Annotated in this window: 15 protein-coding genes; 3 read left to right on the forward strand and 12 right to left on the reverse strand. The window is 28.6% G+C overall.

The window, feature by feature from the left end:
• Positions 1–325: 325 nt before the first annotated feature.
• Positions 326–709 carry a response regulator gene (locus tag psyc5s11_RS16205; protein ID WP_224033536.1) on the reverse strand — a complete coding sequence of 128 codons (384 nt, stop codon included), beginning with the start codon at positions 707–709 and terminating at the stop codon, positions 326–328.
• Positions 710–1,023: 314 nt separating this feature from the next.
• Between psyc5s11_RS16205 and psyc5s11_RS16210 the strand changes: the two genes are divergently transcribed.
• On the forward strand, positions 1,024–1,587 hold the full coding sequence (locus psyc5s11_RS16210) for a hypothetical protein (RefSeq protein WP_224033537.1): 564 nt from the start codon (positions 1,024–1,026) through the stop codon (positions 1,585–1,587).
• A 195-nt stretch (positions 1,588–1,782) separates the two neighbouring features.
• Entirely contained in the window at positions 1,783–2,433 is a 651-nt protein-coding gene (locus psyc5s11_RS16215; RefSeq protein ID WP_224033538.1) for an FMN-dependent NADH-azoreductase, read from the forward strand.
• Between the two features lie 117 nt (positions 2,434–2,550).
• On the opposite strand, the gene psyc5s11_RS16220 is transcribed toward psyc5s11_RS16215, so the two are convergent.
• The 11 genes from psyc5s11_RS16220 to psyc5s11_RS16270 all read right to left on the reverse strand — a co-directional run bounded on the left by psyc5s11_RS16220 (position 2,551) and on the right by psyc5s11_RS16270 (position 16,529).
• Positions 2,551–2,757 carry an alpha/beta-type small acid-soluble spore protein gene (locus psyc5s11_RS16220; protein WP_224033539.1) on the reverse strand — a complete coding sequence of 69 codons (207 nt, stop codon included), beginning with the start codon at positions 2,755–2,757 and terminating at the stop codon, positions 2,551–2,553.
• A gap of 268 nt (positions 2,758–3,025) precedes the next feature.
• Positions 3,026–3,211 (reverse strand): hypothetical protein, encoded by a 186-nt coding sequence (locus tag psyc5s11_RS16225; protein WP_224033540.1) that lies wholly within the window; start codon positions 3,209–3,211, stop codon positions 3,026–3,028.
• A 503-nt stretch (positions 3,212–3,714) separates the two neighbouring features.
• The gene (locus psyc5s11_RS16230; RefSeq protein ID WP_224033541.1) at positions 3,715–4,776 is read right to left on the reverse strand and encodes a phospholipase D-like domain-containing protein; all 1,062 of its coding nucleotides are present in this window, start codon (positions 4,774–4,776) and stop codon (positions 3,715–3,717) included.
• A gap of 455 nt (positions 4,777–5,231) precedes the next feature.
• The gene (locus psyc5s11_RS16235) at positions 5,232–6,056 is read right to left on the reverse strand and encodes a hypothetical protein (RefSeq protein ID WP_224033542.1); all 825 of its coding nucleotides are present in this window, start codon (positions 6,054–6,056) and stop codon (positions 5,232–5,234) included.
• A 147-nt stretch (positions 6,057–6,203) separates the two neighbouring features.
• Entirely contained in the window at positions 6,204–6,383 is a 180-nt protein-coding gene (locus psyc5s11_RS16240; RefSeq protein WP_224033543.1) for a hypothetical protein, read from the reverse strand.
• The gene (locus psyc5s11_RS16245; RefSeq protein WP_224033544.1) at positions 6,352–7,431 is read right to left on the reverse strand and encodes an HD-GYP domain-containing protein; all 1,080 of its coding nucleotides are present in this window, start codon (positions 7,429–7,431) and stop codon (positions 6,352–6,354) included. The genes psyc5s11_RS16240 and psyc5s11_RS16245 overlap by 32 nt, the downstream gene beginning before the upstream one ends.
• Positions 7,424–11,230, reverse strand: a complete 3,807-nt coding sequence (locus psyc5s11_RS16250; RefSeq protein ID WP_224033545.1) for a response regulator — start codon at positions 11,228–11,230, stop codon at positions 7,424–7,426. The genes psyc5s11_RS16245 and psyc5s11_RS16250 overlap by 8 nt, the downstream gene beginning before the upstream one ends.
• Positions 11,231–11,392: 162 nt before the next feature.
• Positions 11,393–12,730, reverse strand: coding sequence for a hypothetical protein (locus psyc5s11_RS16255; RefSeq protein ID WP_224033546.1), 1,338 nt, complete (start codon positions 12,728–12,730; stop codon positions 11,393–11,395).
• Between the two features lie 25 nt (positions 12,731–12,755).
• A complete protein-coding gene (locus psyc5s11_RS16260) occupies positions 12,756–13,919 on the reverse strand; it encodes an ABC transporter permease (protein ID WP_224033547.1) in 1,164 nt (387 codons plus the stop codon).
• 412 nt (positions 13,920–14,331) lie between these two features.
• Positions 14,332–15,456: an ABC transporter permease gene (locus psyc5s11_RS16265; RefSeq protein WP_224033548.1), complete on the reverse strand. Its 1,125-nt coding sequence runs from the start codon at positions 15,454–15,456 to the stop codon at positions 14,332–14,334.
• 2 nt (positions 15,457–15,458) lie between these two features.
• Positions 15,459–16,529 (reverse strand): HlyD family secretion protein, encoded by a 1,071-nt coding sequence (locus tag psyc5s11_RS16270; RefSeq protein ID WP_224033549.1) that lies wholly within the window; start codon positions 16,527–16,529, stop codon positions 15,459–15,461.
• A gap of 140 nt (positions 16,530–16,669) precedes the next feature.
• On the opposite strand from psyc5s11_RS16270, the gene psyc5s11_RS16275 reads away from it, so the two are divergent.
• A complete protein-coding gene (locus tag psyc5s11_RS16275; protein WP_224033550.1) occupies positions 16,670–17,233 on the forward strand; it encodes a TetR/AcrR family transcriptional regulator in 564 nt (187 codons plus the stop codon).
• Positions 17,234–17,637 lie beyond the last annotated feature (404 nt).

The raw sequence follows: 17,637 nt of genomic DNA on the forward strand, positions 1-17,637 counted from the left end.
TCAGTGAGCGCATGCGAATCGAGCTTCCCATGATGGAAAATAGGTTGGCAAATGGACTTGTTATTTTTTTGATTGTGCCTTAAATTAATAGTAAAAGGTACTAGAAAGTTTTTCTTTAACTTTCTAGTACCTTTATTATTTCTCATGATTTTTTGATATATATGTATAAATTTTAATTAGGAAATGTGCCCTATTTTTGTGTTTTACAAATAACTGTCTCTTTTATAGGATCCATTTTAATTCTCATACTAGTTTTTTAACTAAAGTATCAATCTTTGATAATAATTCCATTACTATATATAGTATTTTTAACCAAACTTATAATTTATTCTACAAATACCTTATCTACCAGATTAATCAATTCTTCCTTAATTAAATCCTTTTTCATAAAATAAGTAGCCCCAAGTGCCTCACAAACACCTAGCTCATTAGAAAAATTATTCTTACCACCATCCGAAAGAACTATTATTCTTAAATCTTCATTCTCTTTTCGTAATTCTACCACAAGTTCTAACCCAGTTTTTTGAGGCATATATACATCAGTAATTACTAAATCAATATTACCTAATTTTTTATATGCCTCAATTCCTTCTTCACCATCACAAGCTTCAACTACGTTATAATTTGCTTCTTCTAAAAGACCCCTTATAAAACTTCTGATACTTGCAGAATCATCTGTTACTAGTATGTTTTTTTTCCCCTCATTCATTATTTTTAGCCTCCTTTTTTTAACCATATATCCATAAATTATAACCAAATAAATTATTATTTACTATAATATTACTATACCACTACCCATTTCAAATTTCAACTTTTACCAACATATTTCAATATTTCCACATGGCATTTATATTTATTTTTTACTTTAATTAAATAGCAAATTAATCATTTTGTGAAAATAACCCATTAAGACTTATTCGTGGGAACTTGCTTCTTCCTTTTGAATATTTAAATCTAAGTATAGCAAATTTAACTTTTATGAATATATTATTTTATAATTAATTAATATGGAGCCAAATATAAATGCTAGATTTAAATGATGATTATTTTGAAGACGATATTGAATTTGAAAAATATGAAACTTCCCCTCCTCCTTTTGAATCTTTTCAAAGACAAAGACCACCTCTTTTGCCTATGCCAGGACCAGGTGGTAATCTTCCACCAATAGGTAATTATCCACCTAATTTTAATTTCCCTGCTGAAAAAGACTTTAATCCACCTGCTTTTAATTTTCCAGGCGGAACGTTTACTCCACCTGGAGCACCTAAATCTGCGCCTCCAAATTATATTCCAAGCAAAAACTCTGCTGGAGTTCAAAGTTTTAGTACAGGAGGTGGAGGTATACAAACTACAGCTGTTAGTTCAAATTCTATCCGTTTTTGTCTTTATAAATACACATATATTTGGCAACGAAATGGTAGAAGCTATTGGACATTCTTATTAAATGTTGACAGACGTTCTATATCTGGCTTTAGATGGACTGGTCGACAATGGGTTTATTTCGGAATAGATTTGCGACAAGTTGATGCTTTTGTATGCTATCGTTCTGCTTCTGAAAATGATTGTGAAGATTGCAACAGCAACTAATATTTTGTTTCATTAAAAAGAGAATCTTTTGTCTTAATCCATGACAAAAGATTCTATTTTAATTTAGTACATTAAATATAAAGTTTTTAAAGTACTCATTTATTTTCTTCTTCCGTTTTTTATCTTATTTATAGTAATAATATTTATCAATACGTTAATACTAAAGTTAAGAATTTCAATTAAGAGGTGTATATTATGAAAAAGTTACTTTATATAACAGTAAACTCAAAACCCGAAGAATTATCAGCAAGTAAAACAATTGGAAGAGAACTCGTAAATAAATTTTTAAAAAATCATAATGATTTTGAACTTAAAGAATTAGATTTATATAAGTGTCATATCCCAAGACTAGAATATCAATATTTTGAGAAACGAAATTGTATGATAGAAAAAGATGACTTTAATAAGCTAAATGAGAAACAAAAAGAGGAAGTACATAAAATGGTCAAACTAGCGGACCAGTTTAAAGAAGCAGATTTATATGTAATTGCAGCTCCTATGTGGAGTCTGTCTTTTCCTTCGCCCTTGAAGGAATATATTGATTGCATTGTAATGGAAGGAAAAACCATACATATAGAACAAAATACAGTTGAAGGGTTACTAACTGATAAGCCAAGAGGTATGATATATATCCAGTCCTCTGGAGCCCCTATTCCATGGTTCTTAAAAATAGTAATGAATAAAGGATTGAATTATGTACATGATATAATGAAATTTATTGGAATAAAACGATTTGAAGAATTATTAGTAGATGGAACTGGTTCTACTGAAGAAGAAAAAACAAAGGCAATACAAGAAGCTATGGGGAAAATTGATTATGTAATTGAAGAAGTATGGAAATGGTAGCACAAACAATAAATTTTTAATAATACAGTACTTAATATTAATTATTTCCAATATTGCTTTAAACATAATTATACATGCACCAAGAATTAACTTAGTGCATGTATAATTAGTTATCTTTTAGAGTCCTTTTTCGTAGCTTTCTACCATTCTCTTTACCATTTCCCCACCAACGCTTCCATTTTGCCTTGAAGAAAGGTTTCCTTTATCTGTGCCTTCATAGTTTTGTAAGCCAATTGATGAAGCAACCTCAGTTTTAAATTTGTTTAACCCTTGTCTTGCTTCTGGTATTAAAGTTCTGTTACTTCCACTGTTATTTGAGCCCATATCTATCTACCTCCTCTAATTATAAATTTGTTGGCAGTAATATATTAACCACTATTATAAATAATAATCTATGTAAATATTAGAATATTTAGCATCCATAAGTTTTATTAGATTACTTTATAATACTTTTCCTTTATAAAACGATTATTCTAATATTTTATGTGAAATCCAAATATTTAATAAGTCTATCCGCTGAAACGATAATGTTGTAAATAAATCTTATATGTTTTAATTTAGTTACTGGTGAACTGATTAAAATTAGAACTATTTACTCTCCCATAATATTTGAAGAATTTAGGTTTACATTTTTCACATTTATTTGGTCTTTGTTCATTTTTTCATCATTTTCCTTTTCTATTTCTTCCCCTGCATAATGAAAATTTTGAATAGATGTAGTTAAATCACTTCCAAGACTATTGATACTATTTTTTTTGTCATATGGTTTATTTTTCATAGTTTCACCTCCTGTCTTTTTTTATTAAATCTATTCTTCCAAATATAACTTTAATTATTCAATCAACTTTATATGTAAATCTTTTAATAAAGTCTTTATATTTTCTAATACTTCACCTTATTTTCACATTCTAATTCATCACAAATTTACATGAAACATGTATTTATATGTTTAAAATTTTTTATAAGCAGATTTATTTTTCACATATTAATACAATTCATAAGTGTAATACCTAATATAAAAATGGTGACATTAAGAATAAAGATCTGTTGGTACAAAACACTTTTACTTCTAATTTTTAAATACCTTTATATTATGACTTTTTCTGCATTACTATTTCTTCATAAATAGCAAATTTAATAATTGCCCAATTTCTTTAATAAATAGTGAAATATAAAAGACTATGAAGTTTTAAGCTAAAACAGCTCTCTTCATAGTCTTTTCAAATTTGTCCTTTGCTTATTTTTTAATAAATCACTTCAAAGAAAATAACAAATCAAATATTAAAAATTAAAATATCTATTTCTTAAGTCTTTTATAACTTCTAAATTAGTACTATAAGTAGCACCTTCACCTCTTGTATCTTTTGAGTTTTCGTCATATTCTCCAGCAAAAGATAATAAATTAAAACTTGTCTCAAGATAATAACTTTCATCACAGATTAATAATTTGTTGTGTGAATTCACTTTTTTAATTGTAAATTTATCTCCATAAATATCAAATTTCTCTTTTAATTTTTGTGCTATTCTATCACTGTTTGTATTTTTATTATCCATTTTAGAATTATAACTATTTTCCTCTATTCCATAAGCTATTTTAATAGATGTGCCTCTTGTAAGTAAGCTTTCCATTTTGCTTATCAACTCATTATTTACTACATAGTTATTCATCCATGGACTTGCAATGTTAAATTCATATTTAGCATCTGAAAATGCTTTTATAAATTTATCCCGTATTTCTTTATCTTGCAAATGATATTCTTCATATTTATTAGAGATTTCACTTAATGTGCCAGATATTTCTTTATTATAAGGTTCTATATCTTTTATTACATATACATTATCTTCATAACTTATATATAAATTACATATTTCTTCAACATTAAATTGATTTACTTTATATGTTTTTTCTATAAATATTTCATTGCTATCTAATTTGCTTATAACATTTTCTATTTTTATTACACTTTCTTTATCCATTAACATCAAAGTGTTAATTGCCTTAATACTTAAATTAATGTTTGTATATTTCAGAAATCTCTGTGATAAACTACTTTTCTTACAATTAATTGCAGAAGTCAAATCACTTGATTTTATTAAACAATAATCCATATCTTTTAATTCATCCTCATACTTTTCAAACTCATCTTTTTTAGACTTCAATTCTTCATATTGTTTTCTTACTGATTCTAATGTTAAATTTTCTTTTTTATTATCATCTATTCTTTTATTTAGCAATCTATAATTAAACAAATCTTTAATATGTTCTATTTTATTTTTAAATAAATCTTTCAAAGATTTTGTATCTAATTTCTCATTCTTAGAATATTTAATATTATTTTTCACTAAAAATCACCTCATTTCTTAACTATATATGTTGCAATTAACAATTGTGGATTAAATTTTAAATTAAGAATCATTTTTGCAACATATCTATCTTAAATTTTAATTTTCATACATACTTTCATTATATACTATTATGTAAAATCTTAAAATATCTATTATCTAGAATAAATATTGTGTAGAATATTTATTTATAAGACTTCCATTTTCTTGATTTGGAAATAATACTTGCTCAATTCCTGAAATAAATAGTGAAATATAAAAGACTATAAAGTTTTAAGCTAAAATAGCTCTCTTCATAGTCTTTTAAAACTTTTCCTTTACTTCTTTTTGAATAAGGCATATGAAAGAAAATAATAAGTCCAAAATTCGATGTATATTTTGTGTCCGGCGCGGAATTATGTTTACCTCATAGCAAAATGTGCTGAAACATGAGTGACATTTTATCTATATTAATATTAAAAGTATAATGCAGAAACTGCAATATACATTGCTTTCTGTTGCAACATTTTTGAATCTTTTTCACGTGCACTTATTCCTTTTACTTTAAACAATTCGTCAATTGAACTTGTTGCTAATGAATACTCTTCTATAAAATTATGATATATGATTGATTTTGAGTCATGTACATCTTCCATAACCTTTTGTACTGGATTTAATATTCTTTTTTCAATTATAGAAGGATTTTCCAAAAGAGTTTTTATACTAACATTGCTGGAAAAGTGTTTATTAGGATTTGTTTTATCTGCATTACTTGGCTTAGTATTGTCCTCTTTATCAAAATCAAGTGTTATATCAATACCCTTAGACAATATAGTACTCGTTTTACCATCAGAAGCATTTAGCTTAATTACCTTATCTCCTACAATGTTGTTTTCTTCTGTTTTGTTTTGGTTCATTAGTTTGTCTAAATTATTTAATAACTCCCCTGCCTTTTTTTCAATTTCTAACTTGTCTTTTTCACTTAAATCAGATTTCTTATATTGTGTAGATAATTCTTTAAGTTGGTTTCCTACATCATTTATATTATCTAAACCTTCCTGTTTTTGTTGTAAGACTGACATTCCATTCTTAAGCTGTTGCTCTGAATTTTCAGTGTCTACTAATTGACTCTTCATATTCCTTATTTTTTGCTTCATAATCTCTTCAGGGCTTTTGGTGGCATCTTTTTTATTAATTGTAGCAATTCTATTGTTGGTACTATGTACCTTTTGAAGCTGTTTGTTGTTACCATTTTTTATATATGGATTTTTAAAATAAGAATTTACATTTCCAATAATCATTGTTTATTTCCCCTTTCAACCAAACTCTTCAAAAAAGAATTTATATATATTATTATATTTATCGCAATTAATGGTAAAAACTTTAGTTTATGGATATAACTAGTTAAAGCAAACCCTTTAACAATCAAAAAGTTTGCTTTATTCGATTTAAGCTAATCCAATTAATACATTATCTATTTCATACGTAAAAAGAGTTACATCCTTATTAATTACTTTCCCATAATTTGAAGTATTGTAGTTTACAGCTGATATTCTGCATACACACTGACGATCATATTTTTTCACGAGCCTAACCCTAACAACCTTTAAATCTTTCCATAATTTCAATAAATTTACCCTCTCTTTTTATAAAAGCATCAACAATATCAGGGTCAAAATGAGTTCCACGGCTCTCTAGAATGATGTTTTTAGCTTCATCATGAGTAAATGCCTCCTTATAAACCCTTTTACTTATAAGTGCATCATACACATCACTAAGCGCCATAAGTCGACCGGATATTGGGATTTCTTCCTTTGACAAGCCCATTGGATATCCAGAGCCATCCCATTTTTCATGATGGGTTAATGCAATTTCCTTAGCTAAGGTCAAGAATGATTCTTCTCCTAATTCTTTTATACCCACCATTAACGATTCTTCTCCATAAGTTGTGTGCTTTTTCATTTCATCAAATTCTTCTGCCGTCAACTTCCCAGGCTTTAGCAGAATGCTGTCTTTTACCCCTACTTTGCCAATATCATGTAAGGGTGCTGATTTATAAAGAAGCTCAATATATTCATCCGTAAGTATATCCTTATATTTTTCATTCTTGCGTAACTCTAACGCCAGTTCTCTTATGTATTCTTGTGTTCTTTTTATATGCTCCCCAGTCTCTGGGTCTCTTGTTTCAGCTAAAGCAGCTAGGCAGTATATAGCAGCAGAATTAGTTCTTTCAATTAACTGAGTTCTTTCTTTCACCTTTTCTTCCAAAATAATATTCTGACTTTCTAGTATTAGACGGGCTTCTTCAAGCCTAAGTTGTGTCTTAACTCTAGCTTTAACTTCAACAATTTCAAAAGGCTTAGTAACATAATCAACTGCTCCTAAAGAAAAACCCTTGTTTTTCGAATCACTATCAGTAATTGCCGATAGCAAAATAACAGGTATAGTCTCCAAATTTTGGTTTTTCTTTAACTTTTTTAAAACCTCATATCCATCCATCTCTGGCATCATAATATCTAAAAGAATTAAATCAGGTTTTTGTTCTTCAATTAATTCAAGGGCCTCTAATCCGTTAATAGCAACGATTAATTCATATTCTTCATTAAGTGCCTCTACTAGAATATCAATATTCATTTCTGTATCATCCACTATCATTATTGTTTTTTGTCTATTCATTATTTGACTCCTTTACAACACTTATTAGTTCTTGAACCATAACCTTAGCTTCTTTATAACGATAGCGATCTACAAGTTTTTTTATTTCATTAATTTGCGCACTAAAACTTATATCTTCAGTATTTACTACTAAATAACTCATGCTTTCCTTTATTTCTTTAGCATTGGCTTTTGGGAGAGCTTCTAATAATTTGTTTAAAGCTTCATAAATATCAAAATTGGAACTTAATTGTTTTTCCTCTGGATTCTCATTTGATATAACCTTTATAATTTTATTTAAAAGCTCCTCATTTAAAGCATAAAGTGTTGCAAGATTTTTATTTAAATTCTCATCATCATAAGATTCATATTGTTCTTCAAACTCAACAATAAATTTATTAAGTTTCATAGCTCCTATGTTCCCAGTAACGCTCTTAAGACTATGAATAAATCGATTTGCTTCATCATATTGTTTATTCGTCCACATATCAGAGAACTCAATTACCAGCTTATTATAATTATCACAATACCTATTTAGTAAATCATAATAGAACTCTTGTTTGTTTCCTAGTCTAATTAAAGTTTTATTAAAATCTAAAACTTCAACTTTTTCATTTGGAACTTCTTTTAATTGATTTTTAATATTTTTCATATTATTACCCGTTAACCATTTCCCAAGGGTTTCAAACAAAATCTCTGGATTAATTGGTTTTGAAATATAATCATTCATACCGGACTCAATACTCTTTTCACGATCACCCTTAAGTGCATTAGCAGTCATGGCTATAATAGGCAGCTGTGAACTCGAATAAGTTTTCCTAAGAATTTCTGTAGCTTTGTACCCATCCATGATTGGCATTTGCACATCCATAAGAACAATATCAAATTTATTGGCATTAACATATTTTATTGCCTCCACGCCATTACTTGCAATACTTACACGAATGCCTGCTTGCTCTAAAATATCCTTTGCAACCAATTGATTAATATCATTATCTTCCACCAACAGCATTTTTTTATCTTTAAGTACACTTTGAAACTTTATATAACTTTCTTGATTATATTCTCTATTAACCTCTCTTGTTGTAGTTCCTTTTAAAGCATCCATCACAGTATCAAACATTAAGGATTGATTAATAGGCTTAACAAGGAAATTTTTAACACCTAATTGCTTCACTTGATTATAATAACTCTCGCGTCCAGTTGCACTTACAAATATTGTTTTAGGTACTTTAATCTCAGTATTAGCTACTAATCTTTTATATAAATCAATTCCTGATAATTCTGGCAGATTAAAATCAATAAAAAGTAAATCAAAGTTCTCCTTTTCTAATAATTCAATAGCTTCAAATGGATCCCTAAGAGCCTTTACCTCAAATAAAAATGAGCGTAACATACGTTCAAGTATCATTAATGAAGTTTTATTATGATCTATAACCAATACTTTTTTTCCATGTAAGTCAGGATGACTTTCATAACTTGGTCTTATTATATTTGAAACTTTATCAAACTCGATAATAAATTTAAAAATAGAACCTTCACCGTATTCACTTTCTACCCATATTTCACCCTTCATTAAATTCACCAATTGCTTTGTAATTGTTAATCCAAGACCTGTTCCACCATACTTCCTTGTCATAGAATTATCAGCTTGAGTAAAAGCTGTAAACAATCTTTCTATTTGCTCCTTTGTTAATCCTATTCCTGTATCTTTAACATTAAAATGTAACTTAATTTTATCTTCCTGTTCTTCAGCAATTCTAACTTCAACATTCACTTCCCCAAAACTTGTGAACTTAATAGCATTTGTAACCAAATTAGATAGGATTTGTTCCAACCTAAGCGGGTCTCCTTTTAATACATCTGGAATACCTTCCATTATATCGAAATTAATATCAATGCCCTTGCCAGTTGCTGAAGGTGTATATAGAGTTGATACATTCTCAAATACCTTATCTAAATTAAATTTAATATTTTCTATTTCTAATTTTTTAGCTTCTATTTTTGAAAAATCTAAAATATCATTAATAATTCTAAGCAATGTCTTTGATGAGCTTTCTATTTTAGAAATATAATTTTCCTGATAATCATTTAAATCAGATTGGCTGATTAAGTGTGTAAGTCCCATAATTGCATTCATTGGTGTTCTGATTTCATGACTCATATTTGCGAGGAATTGACTTTTGGCTAAGCTTGCTTCTTCTGCTTCTTCCTTAGCAGCCTTAAGCTCAACTTCAATCATTTTTCTTTCAGATATATTTTGCAATACTCCTATAAATCTTACAGATTTTCCAGATTGATCTTGACTTATTGCTTGTCCAATAAACGAAAGCCAAATATTTGGATCTTCCTTTAATCTAAACTCTGAATAAAAGTCCTCTCCCATGATTGGTAAATTTTCTTCACAAAATTGTTCAGTATTTAATATATCTTCTTCGTATATATAATCCTTAATTCTCCCATTAAATTGAACCCAATCACGTTCTTCAATAATACACTTCTTGTACTCTGGTGCATTAATTAAATTAAGAAAAACTCTGTTAACCACAAATAAATTATTATTACAATCTATATCATATACTCCAATATGTGAAGCTTCCATAGCTATTCTGAATCTATCTTCCGAAATAGTTAAATTATTTGTAGCCTTAGTTAAAGCCTTAGTTCTCTCTTGTACACGACACTCCAGTTCATCATTTAAAACAATTAAATTTTCTTCTACTTTTTTACGCTCTTTAATCTCACCATTAAGTGCCTGCACATTACTACGAATATTATTAGCCATTTTATCAATAGTATTTGCAAGTATTCCTATCTCATCTTTACTTGCCTTAAGATCATTTGGAAGTTCAATAAAATTTATACCGTCAGAACTCTCTATAATTTCCACCATACGAGTCAAGGGCTTCGTAACAAAACTTGTCATTTTATTTGCCGCAACAAAAATCAAAATAGAAATAACAATAGCACTACATATAAAAACAAGCAATAAAACGTTCATTGCATTTGTAAAGTCCCCATGTTCTATATGAGTCACTAAATATAAATTTTCTGTATTAGGTATTTTACAATAAACTAAGTTACTAGACGAATCTTTTGGATTTATAGACCTTAGTTCTGTAGATTGGTTACTATTAACATCTTTTTTAAAGCTTTCCATATCAAACATTGGTTTTTGTTCTCCATTTGCATTTACTATTCCATTACCTGAAGAATCAAAAATCCATATTTCATTTAATTCTCCCATTTTTGTTTTGCTTAAACTTTTGACAACATCTTTAACACTAATACTACTAATTAGTACCCCCTTAGTGTTTCCATCATTATCCATAACTTTCATGCCTACAAATACTATATACTGACCAAGTTTTTCATTAAAAGTGGCTTTAGATTTGAGTATATAACTATCTCCAGCTAATAATTCTTTCTCATACCCATCAGGCGCTTTAACATTGTATTGGTTATTGTCATATTCTTCACCAGTTATTGATTTATACCCAATCGACTCTATCAAATCCCCATATTTGCGCATTTGATTATTAATCTCTTTTTTAATAACAGAAATGTCACCATTTTTAAATGCTTCTGTCCCAGAAAGTAATTCTAACAATTTGCTTTGCTCATCAAACTTGTCCCCTAAATATTGCACTTCGCTATCAATAACATGGTCCCCTATACCACCAATAATTGGCTTTACCTTAATATTCATTTGAAAATACACAAAAATGCTCAACAAAATTAAAATCATGAACATAAGCAAAGTATAGGTTGCTCTCAGTTTATCTTTATATGATTTATTAATAAAATTAGTTTTCGACACAGAACCACTCCCCACCCGATCTTTATACTGTTGATTATGACATAATCTAACATACATAACAATCTCATTTTTGAATATTAGGCGTAATCAAAAAATAAAGAGCAAATGTACCCTAGCGTTTGTACATTTGCTCTTTATTTTAACCTTTGCCCTATGTTCTTTTTATTTTGTACTACTAATTATCCATGGTTTTTCAATATTGTCTATTAAATTATTATAATTATTAATAAGTGTTCTTAATCCAGTATCTAAATCCTCACTTTTAATGACTTGAGCTTTATAGTCATTTTCAGTCATCATGCCTATATCAACTTGAGATTTTGCAAATCTTAATTTTGTATTTGTTGATTTGATTTGATCATTTACTATATTTATTTTATTTTCTAAAGCAAGTAACGTTGAATAGCAATCTTTCAATCCACTTTTCAGATTCTTTTTTGCTTCATCTAATTTCACTTCACTCTCCTGCATAGAATATTTACCGTCTAGATAAGATCCATTAGCATTAAGCAAAGTCAAATACTTTTGTTGAGCTTGCTGATACTCCAATAATTTTGCAGCATAGGCCCCATCAATTACTTTTCCGCCTGAAGTATTTGTTGCAATCTTTGTTATTGAATCTGTTGTATCCAATGCAACATAATCTTCTGCCTTAGGCTTTGATACACTTGGTTTATCTGGTATCTTATTTATGTTATCATCCTTTAGATCATTTAAATAATCTTTCGTAAGTTTGAGCATTTCATCACTATATTTAAAATATTTATCCATCTTCTTATCTATATAATCATCAACAGAACCATTTATTCTAAATATTTTATATTCTATATTTTCATCTAAGGAATATTCTTCTAAATTTAATTCCGTCAATACTTTAAAATAATCCTTATTGTTTTTTAATGTATTCTCTTTTTCTTTTATTTGATTTTGCAAATCCTTAATTTGAATTTGTGTATCTGTCATTTGATTATCTGTTGCCATTCCTACTTCTATTTTTGTTTTCATAAAATTAAGATCTTTAATTTTAATTTCTAAATCCCTTTTTGATTTGTTTATGTCTATTTCTTTTAAAACAATAGCATTGTATTTGTTAGTAATATCATTAGCTATTTGATCTTCCATAAATTCTTTAGCTTGGTCAGTTTGCTTTTCTTGTAATTCAAGCTTATCATAAGGGAAATCATATACTGGTTGATCAATACTATCATAAAAATCATTAATTTTTTCTTGAAGCTTCATCTTATCTCTATACATTTTTATCTCTTTTGATTTCAATGACAATTTATTACTATTATTTATAGCAGCATCTATTGCTTTCTTCAATGTAAGAACTGGTTTTTGATTAGTTGCTTGTACGTTTATAAAATTATCTCTAGTATCCAACATTTGTACATTTGTACTACTTAAATTATTCTCTGCTGCAAACACTGGACTAATACTTCCGCTAAGTATACTTAATCCAATTCCAATTGCAACTATTTTATTTATATTTTTCTTCATTTAAATTCACTCCATATCCCTATTTCTATTTTAACGCATATTGTTTGTCTGATTTTATAGATACAATTCTAATATAATAAGAAATAGCACCTACTATAAACCAAAAGACTCCAAATTTAATTCCCCCAGTAATATAATGTTGTATTACCATCAATGAATCACCTTTTAATAGTAAATCCCTAAGTGCATTATCAAAATAATAAAGTGGCCATGTTCCTTTAACAATATTTATGAAATGAGGAGACATAGCAAATTCTGGCCAAATATATCCAGATGATAAAACTCCTGGTACAGATAAAAGCAAAATAACTTGAACACATGACGTTATATTTTCAAAAAAAGTTGCAAATAATAATGCCATTGCTGTTAAACTAACTAAAAATATTAATAATACCAATATTGTTACTCTTATAGACCCTTTTAGTTGATATCCAAAGAATCTATGGGCTACTAGCAAGCATACTAAAAAGCTAATCACGATGGATGCCATACCTTCAAGTATTTGTGGTATTATTTCATTTCTAATTATTGTTCTTATATGCTTTGGTGTATCAAGAACTTCGCGAATCTTATGTTTATATTCTATGAGCATAGTTGCCATTGCTGATAAATATAGTTGTTGAATCAAAATTGATAGCAAAACAGCAAACATATTTTTAAAATATCCCATTTGAGGATTATATAATATCCTATCTACAAAAGATAATGTAGTAATATTTTTCTGAGCTGAATACGGAATAATTCCGCCTCCTTCCATAATGTTAATCTGTATCCCTGCATTTACTGTATTAAAGACTGAACTAAGATACCCTACAACATTATTACCAATAACAATATTACTTCCATCAACTAAAGCCAAAACATTAGGCGAATTCTTTTGAACAACATTTTTCCCAAAGTCATCAGGAAATATAATGCCCCCACTTACTTCACCATTTAGAAGTAATTCTTCCATTTCATCTTGAGAGTCAACTATCCTTGCTACATTAATTCCTGTACTATCTTGAATATTATCAATCATAGACCTGGAAATATTAGAATTATCCATATCATATATAGCTATTGGTATCTCCTCAACGTATACCTTGCTATATACACATCCAAAAAGGATAATGCCTAAAATAGGTGCTAAAATTAATAAAACAACATTCTTTTTTTCAAAATTAAAATTATTATTATTTTCTCTCATAACTTTTCTCCTGACATATAATCGTTATTTTAAGTTATAGATACCCACAACTGAAATTTTACTTATGCTTGGTATTATATTCAACATTTACTATACTTAGGAGCATATCCAAACAGAGAAATTGGATACATATTTATGAAGTAGGCATTGAAAATAAGCTGCTGAAGCTTCTTAATGGGAGGTTGTTCCATTATAGTTTGTCCAAAAAGTGAGAATCGAAATTTTATATTTCGTTCTTCGAACTTTCTCTGTGAGCTTTTACATTTGGAGCAAACTATAATGGGTGCAACCTCCCATTTAGAATGCTTCCAGCGAAATTTTCACAGTCCTACGGAATAAATATGTATTCAATTTCGGCGGATGTAGGCATAAGTATGAGTTCCACTGTGGTTATCTATAACTAGATATGTTTTTATACTGTTTTAGTTTTATTACTAGACTTTAGAAAACATATTATCATTGCTATTCCAATAAAAATAATCATTGCTCGTACATCTGGTACTATATGTGAAAATGATATCTTCTTTAAAATGAGATTCCTTATTCCATCTCCATAATATGTAAATGCCATAACTTTACTTAGTATTTGAAATGTTATAGGCATAGCCATTACTGGAAAAGAATATCCTCCTAAAATAGAAGTTGGTAATACCAAAATTGAAGCTAATTGAGTTGCTAGTGTTTTATTTTTTATAAGAAGTCCTATAGCAAATCCATATGAAATTACACTAATAGAATAAAGCTCTGTAAGTAATAAACCTGCCCATATATTTCCTTTATATGGCATATCATAAAAAACATACTGTATTCCCAAACAAATAATGATTGATATAGCTCCAATTGTTCCCCACTTTCCTATACATTTTACTACTGTACCAAACCCATATTCACTGTCATTGGATTTTTCCACACCAACTATTGCAAGTCCCACTTGTATTATTGAAACTAACATACCAGGAAGTAAAAAATTCCTATAATTCTTTGTAGGATTATATAAAGTTCTATAAGTTACACCCATTGGTTGAACTTGTTTTAAGGCTTGATACGAGGATACATTTAATTTCCCTTGATATATTTCTTTCATATAACCAGATTTTATAGTTAATAAAATTTCTGACATGGCACTTTTAGCAGCACTTGCAACACCCATATTAGTGCCATCATAAAATAAAACAATCTGTGGTGCATTTCCTTCTCTCATATCTGCATTTAATCCTTCAGGAATAATCATTCCAGCCATGACTTTACCAGAATAAATCATATCTTCTACTTCCTTATTAGATTTTGCATAGGCAGTTACATTGAATATATCATTTTCAGCTACATAATTAGCTACAGCTCTACTAGATTCAGACTTATCATTATCCATTATTACTATTGGAATATGATCAATACGGTTGTTTCCCATTTCATAACCTAATGCTATACTTGATAATATGGGAACAACAAGCAATATTATAATTACCATCTTCTGTTTTTTTAATAATAATTTTAAATATTGTAATTTCTCAGCTATACATTTCCATAATATATTCATAATTAGTTTTCCACCTTATTAGGGAACCTAACTTCCACTGTCATTCCCGGATACACGGTTTCATCCAAATCTTGTAACTCTACTTTTACTGCATATGAAAGTACATCGAATTCCCCATTATTACTTGTTGCTCTTTTAGTTGCAAAATCTGGTTTCTTATTAATTTTTGTTACAACTCCTGTAAATTGTTTTTCAGGATATGCAGATATTTTAACTGAAACCTCATCTTTAAGCTTCATTTTACCTAAATCAGTTTCTTTTACATTAAGTTCAACCCAATCTTTTTCGTTACTGCTAAGTAATGCAAGAGGCATTCCTGTAGAAATTAATTCACCCGGGTTTACATTAATAGTAGTAATAGTACCGTCAACTGGTACTATTATGCTTGCATCATCTAAATATGTTTGTACTTCTTGTAAAGCAGCTTTTGCTTGATCAACCTTTCCTTGTGCAGTTTCAACTGTAGCCTGTGCTGCAGAAACCTGAGACTTTGCTAATAACTTATCTTCGTTTCTTGCACCTTCTTGTACCATCTCATATTGCTCTTTAGCTTGAGAATACTTGAGAAAAACGTCATCATACTGTGATTGTGGCACCGCGCCTTCTTCATAAAGGACTTTAATTCTGTCATAATTTTTCGAAGCATAATCATATGTAACTTTTGCTTGTTCAACTTCTTGAGCTCTTGCACCATTTTGTGCCTTTTCATTAGTAGCTTGTGCTGAACTTAATGTAGCTTGTGCCGCTTCATATTGGCTTTGTGCTTGACTTATTCCAGCTTCTGCTTGTGTTTTCTTAGCTTGTACCGCTTCTGAACCAATTGTTATGATTTTTTGACCTGCTTTAACCTCATCACCTTCTTTAACTAATACTTCTGCTACATTTCCAGCAAGTTTTGAATTTAGCTTAGTTTCTGTAACTTTTAAATTACCTTGTATTTTAAAACTCTTATCATCAGAACTCTTTGCTGATGAACTCAAAATTGGAAACATAATATAAATACTTGTCCCAATCACAACAAGTAAAATTAATACAGTCCATTTACTTTTTAAAAATCTCATTATTTGTTCCATTATTGTCACCTCATATTTGATATTTCTTTACTACAGAGTAATATTATTTACACTTGTAAACTTTATTACAAGAGTATATAATATTACTATTGTTAATTCAATACTTATACGATAAGTGTTACAGAAAGGGAAATGTGTAAATGAATAATGATAAAAGACCAAACCCTAGTTCAGAAAGATCAAAAAAATGGCTTACAGAATCACTTTTAGAATTAATGACTCAAACTCCATACTCCAAAATTACAATACAAGATATTTCTAAAAATGCTGATCTTGTTCGTCAAACATTTTATAAAAACTATGCTTCAAAAGATGATATATTAGAAAATTACATCGGGAGCTTGCTTGTGAATTTTGGAAAGAAATTTTTTGAAGAGAATAAATTTGATATGAAAACTTTTTTGAAGAGTCATTTTGATTTTTGGTCTAACAATTCCGAATTTTTAGAACTTCTTATTAAAAATAACTTAACTTATCTCTTAGATAAACAATATAAAAAACGTATTGCTAAACTTGTAGATGTTTTAATTAAGAAAAAATTTGATACAGATAGTGCTAAACATAAATATGCCCTTGCCTTTATGTCAGGCGCTCTAGTCAATGTTCTTGTGGAATGGTCTTATTCCGGCCTTGAATATAGTATTGATGATTTATCAGATTTAATTAACATCATCATGACAGGACAATACTTCGCTAATATTTAAATTTATCATTATATTTGATTTTTTATACCATAACCCAATATATATAACCACAGTGGAACTCATACTTATGCGTATAACTCACCGAAATTGAATAAATGTTTATTCCAGCGGACTAAGAAAATTTCGCTGGAAGCCACTAAATGGCTTCAACAGCTTATTTTCTAATGCCGCTTTCACAAACATTTATCCAATTTCTCTGTTTTTGTATACTCCTAAGTATAGTAAGTATTGAATATAATGCCATGTATAAATACAACTTATGATGTGTTTATCTATATAGATACTCACAATGAAAACCCATACCTTTGATTATAACCTGCCGAAAATAGATACATATTTGTTCTAATAAGTAAATGATAAAAAAGAATTAAAAGCAATTCGAATCTGATCCGAATTGCTTTTAA

It is taken from the genome of Clostridium gelidum, from assembly GCF_019977655.1.
GTDB lineage: Bacteria > Bacillota > Clostridia > Clostridiales > Clostridiaceae > Clostridium > Clostridium gelidum.

What these genes read in the sequence shown, in the direction of transcription:
- psyc5s11_RS16220 (WP_224033539.1), bottom strand. Translation starts at nt 2,757, where the DNA reads ATGGGCTCAAATAACAGTGGAAGTAACAGAACTTTAATACCAGAAGCA.
- psyc5s11_RS16265 (WP_224033548.1), bottom strand. Translation starts at nt 15,456, where the DNA reads ATGAATATATTATGGAAATGTATAGCTGAGAAATTACAATATTTAAAA.
- psyc5s11_RS16210 (WP_224033537.1), top strand. Translation starts at nt 1,024, where the DNA reads ATGCTAGATTTAAATGATGATTATTTTGAAGACGATATTGAATTTGAA.
- psyc5s11_RS16245 (WP_224033544.1), bottom strand. Translation starts at nt 7,431, where the DNA reads ATGAATAGACAAAAAACAATAATGATAGTGGATGATACAGAAATGAAT.
- psyc5s11_RS16225 (WP_224033540.1), bottom strand. Translation starts at nt 3,211, where the DNA reads ATGAAAAATAAACCATATGACAAAAAAAATAGTATCAATAGTCTTGGA.
- psyc5s11_RS16215 (WP_224033538.1), top strand. Translation starts at nt 1,783, where the DNA reads ATGAAAAAGTTACTTTATATAACAGTAAACTCAAAACCCGAAGAATTA.
- psyc5s11_RS16260 (WP_224033547.1), bottom strand. Translation starts at nt 13,919, where the DNA reads ATGAGAGAAAATAATAATAATTTTAATTTTGAAAAAAAGAATGTTGTT.
- psyc5s11_RS16205 (WP_224033536.1), bottom strand. Translation starts at nt 709, where the DNA reads ATGAATGAGGGGAAAAAAAACATACTAGTAACAGATGATTCTGCAAGT.
- psyc5s11_RS16270 (WP_224033549.1), bottom strand. Translation starts at nt 16,529, where the DNA reads ATGGAACAAATAATGAGATTTTTAAAAAGTAAATGGACTGTATTAATT.
- psyc5s11_RS16255 (WP_224033546.1), bottom strand. Translation starts at nt 12,730, where the DNA reads ATGAAGAAAAATATAAATAAAATAGTTGCAATTGGAATTGGATTAAGT.
- psyc5s11_RS16235 (WP_224033542.1), bottom strand. Translation starts at nt 6,056, where the DNA reads ATGATTATTGGAAATGTAAATTCTTATTTTAAAAATCCATATATAAAA.
- psyc5s11_RS16275 (WP_224033550.1), top strand. Translation starts at nt 16,670, where the DNA reads ATGAATAATGATAAAAGACCAAACCCTAGTTCAGAAAGATCAAAAAAA.